Here is a 2314-nt window from a genome sequence, read left to right on the forward strand (position 1 = left end):
GGACAACGTCACATTCGCGGTGACGTACAGCGACGATTACGGCGCCTCGACGGTGGCGCCGCACTCGGGGCAGCGGTAGGGGTGCTGTTCGGCGAGGGTGCGGCGGATCCAGTTGAAGACCCAGGGGAAGGTGATCCTGGGGACTTCCCTGGTGGCCTCCACCGGGCCGTGGGTGGGGCAACGGCCCCTCCGGGTCTGGGTTTCGGTCGGCATGGGTGGTGCTCCTCGGGGTGAGCCTCAGGCGCCGCGCGGCAGCCAGCTGAAGCGGCGCAGGGCGATCACCAGGCCGAAGGCGCCCCAGGCGGCGACGATCAGCAGGTCGGTGCCGGCGAAGCCCGCGCCGGTGGTGTGCGGGTTGTAGGCGGTGAGCAGCGCCTCGACCAGGTGGTGGACGGGGAAGACGTCGGCGACGACGGTCAGCCAGTGGGGGAGGACCGAGGTCGCGATGAAGACGCCGGAGATGAAGTACAGCGGCAGCATCACGGCTTGGGTGATGGGCTGGGCGGCGTCCTCGTTGCGGATGACGGAGGTCAGCGCATAGCCGAGGCAGCAGAACGAGACGGTGCCGACGATGATGGTCACCGCGAGGGCGGGGGCGGTGCGGGCGGGCACGTGGGCGCCGTACGCGGCCCAGCCGATCACCAGGAGCACGACGGTGATGCCGATCGAGACGACGATGGCGGTGAGCGTCCGGCCGGCGATGACGGCGGCGGCCGGGACGGGGGTCGCGCGGCGGCGTTTGAGCACGCCGGACTCGCGCTGGGCGGTCACCGAGATCACCAGGTTGACGAAGGACGCGGCGATGATCCCGAGCGTGATGATGCCCGGGACGTAGTACACCGAGGTGTCGATGGTGCCGCCGGCGACCTTGACGGTGTTGTTCTGGCGGCCGAACACCGAGGCGAAGATGACCAGGAAGAGCACCGGGAGCGCGAGCGTGAAGAACCGCGACTGCGGGTTGCGGAGGAACGCGCGCAGGTCGTACGGGAATTGGTGCAGTGCGAGGCGCGCGACGTCGCGGGCGGAGCTGCCGGTCATCACGCGGCCTCCAGAGGTGGTGCGTCCAGGGGCGGTGCGTCCGTGCCGGGTTCGGTAAGCGCCAGGTAGACGTCTTCGAGGCTCGGGCGGCGGACCTCCAGGTCGGGCAGGTCGTGGCCGGCGGCCTCCGCCCAGGTGATCAGTGGCCCGAGGACGGCGAGGGGGCGTGCGGACCGCAGCAGCATGTGATCGGAAACGGAGTCCACGAGTGCGTCCCGGACGGGGCCCGGCAGTGCGGCCACGGAGGCGCCCGGGGGCAGGGTGAAGGAGATCTCGGCGGCGGCGCGCTGCCGGCCGCCGAGCGTCCCGGGCGGGCCCGCGGCGACGATCCGGCCCTCGGCGATCACCATGACGCGGTCGGCGAGGTGTTCGGCCTCGTCCATGAAGTGGGTGGTCAGGAAGACCGTCACGCCCAGTGAGCGCAGTCCGGCGATCATGTCCCAGGCGGCGCGGCGGGCCGAGGGGTCGAAGCCGGTGGTGGGTTCGTCCAGGAACAGCAGCTCCGGGTCGCCGATGAGGGAGAGCGCCACGTCGAGGCGGCGGCGCTGGCCGCCGGAGAGGCGGGTGGCGGTGGCCTCGGCCTGGTCGGCGAGGCCCACCAGCTCCATCGTCTCGGTGATCCCGCGCGGTGACGGGTAGTAGCCGGCGTAGAGCCGCAGGCACTCGGCGACGGTGAGGTCCCGTTCGGGGCGCGACTCCTGGAGGACGACGCCGATCCGGGCCCGCCAGGACGGGCCGGCGTGCGCCGGGTCCTCGCCGAGGACGGTGACGTCGCCGGCGGTGCGGCGGCGGTAGCCTTCGAGGATCTCGACGGTCGTGGTCTTGCCGGCGCCGTTGGGGCCGAGGAACGCGAACACCTCGCCGCGTCCGACCTCCAGGTCGATGCCGCGCACGGCCTCGAAGGAGTCGTACCGCATGCGGAGCCCGGAGACGGTGATGACGGGCCCGGTGTTGGTGGTCGGAGTACCCATGCTCAACCAACGGTGGTGACGAACGCCCACCCCTTGCCACTCTCAACGTATAACGCACGGGGGGCCTTGCGGCAAGGCCCCCGTCGTCCCGCAGAATGTCCGCCTCACCGCCGAGACCTGCGGAAACCGAGACAACGGGGAGATCCACCACGTGCCTGCACGACCGTCCGTGACCGACGCCACCGCCGATGCCACCATTCCCACCACCGGTGTCTTCGACCTGCCCGAGCGCCTCGCCGCCAAGGCCGACCCGGCACTGACCGCCCGTGACGAGGCGCACTTCGCCGCGATCGCGGCGAGCCTGG

3 protein-coding genes are annotated in these 2314 nt (G+C 71.6%); all 3 read right to left on the reverse strand.

The window, feature by feature from the left end; genetic code table 11:
- Nucleotides 1-36: 36 nt before the first annotated feature.
- The 3 genes from AB0O00_RS36255 to AB0O00_RS36265 are packed head-to-tail and all read right to left on the reverse strand — an operon-like array spanning nt 37 to nt 2009.
- Entirely contained in the window at nt 37-213 is a 177-nt protein-coding gene (locus AB0O00_RS36255; protein ID WP_363658963.1) for a hypothetical protein, read from the reverse strand.
- A 24-nt stretch (nt 214-237) separates the two neighbouring features.
- Nucleotides 238-1038, reverse strand: a complete 801-nt coding sequence (locus AB0O00_RS36260) for an ABC transporter permease (protein WP_363658964.1) — start codon at nt 1036-1038, stop codon at nt 238-240.
- Nucleotides 1038-2009, reverse strand: coding sequence for an ABC transporter ATP-binding protein (locus tag AB0O00_RS36265; protein ID WP_363658965.1), 972 nt, complete (start codon nt 2007-2009; stop codon nt 1038-1040). The genes AB0O00_RS36260 and AB0O00_RS36265 overlap by 1 nt, the downstream gene beginning before the upstream one ends.
- Nucleotides 2010-2314: the final 305 nt, after the last annotated feature.

This window comes from Kitasatospora sp. NPDC093558 (genome assembly GCF_040683475.1).
In the GTDB taxonomy this organism is placed as follows: Bacteria; Actinomycetota; Actinomycetes; order Streptomycetales; family Streptomycetaceae; genus Kitasatospora.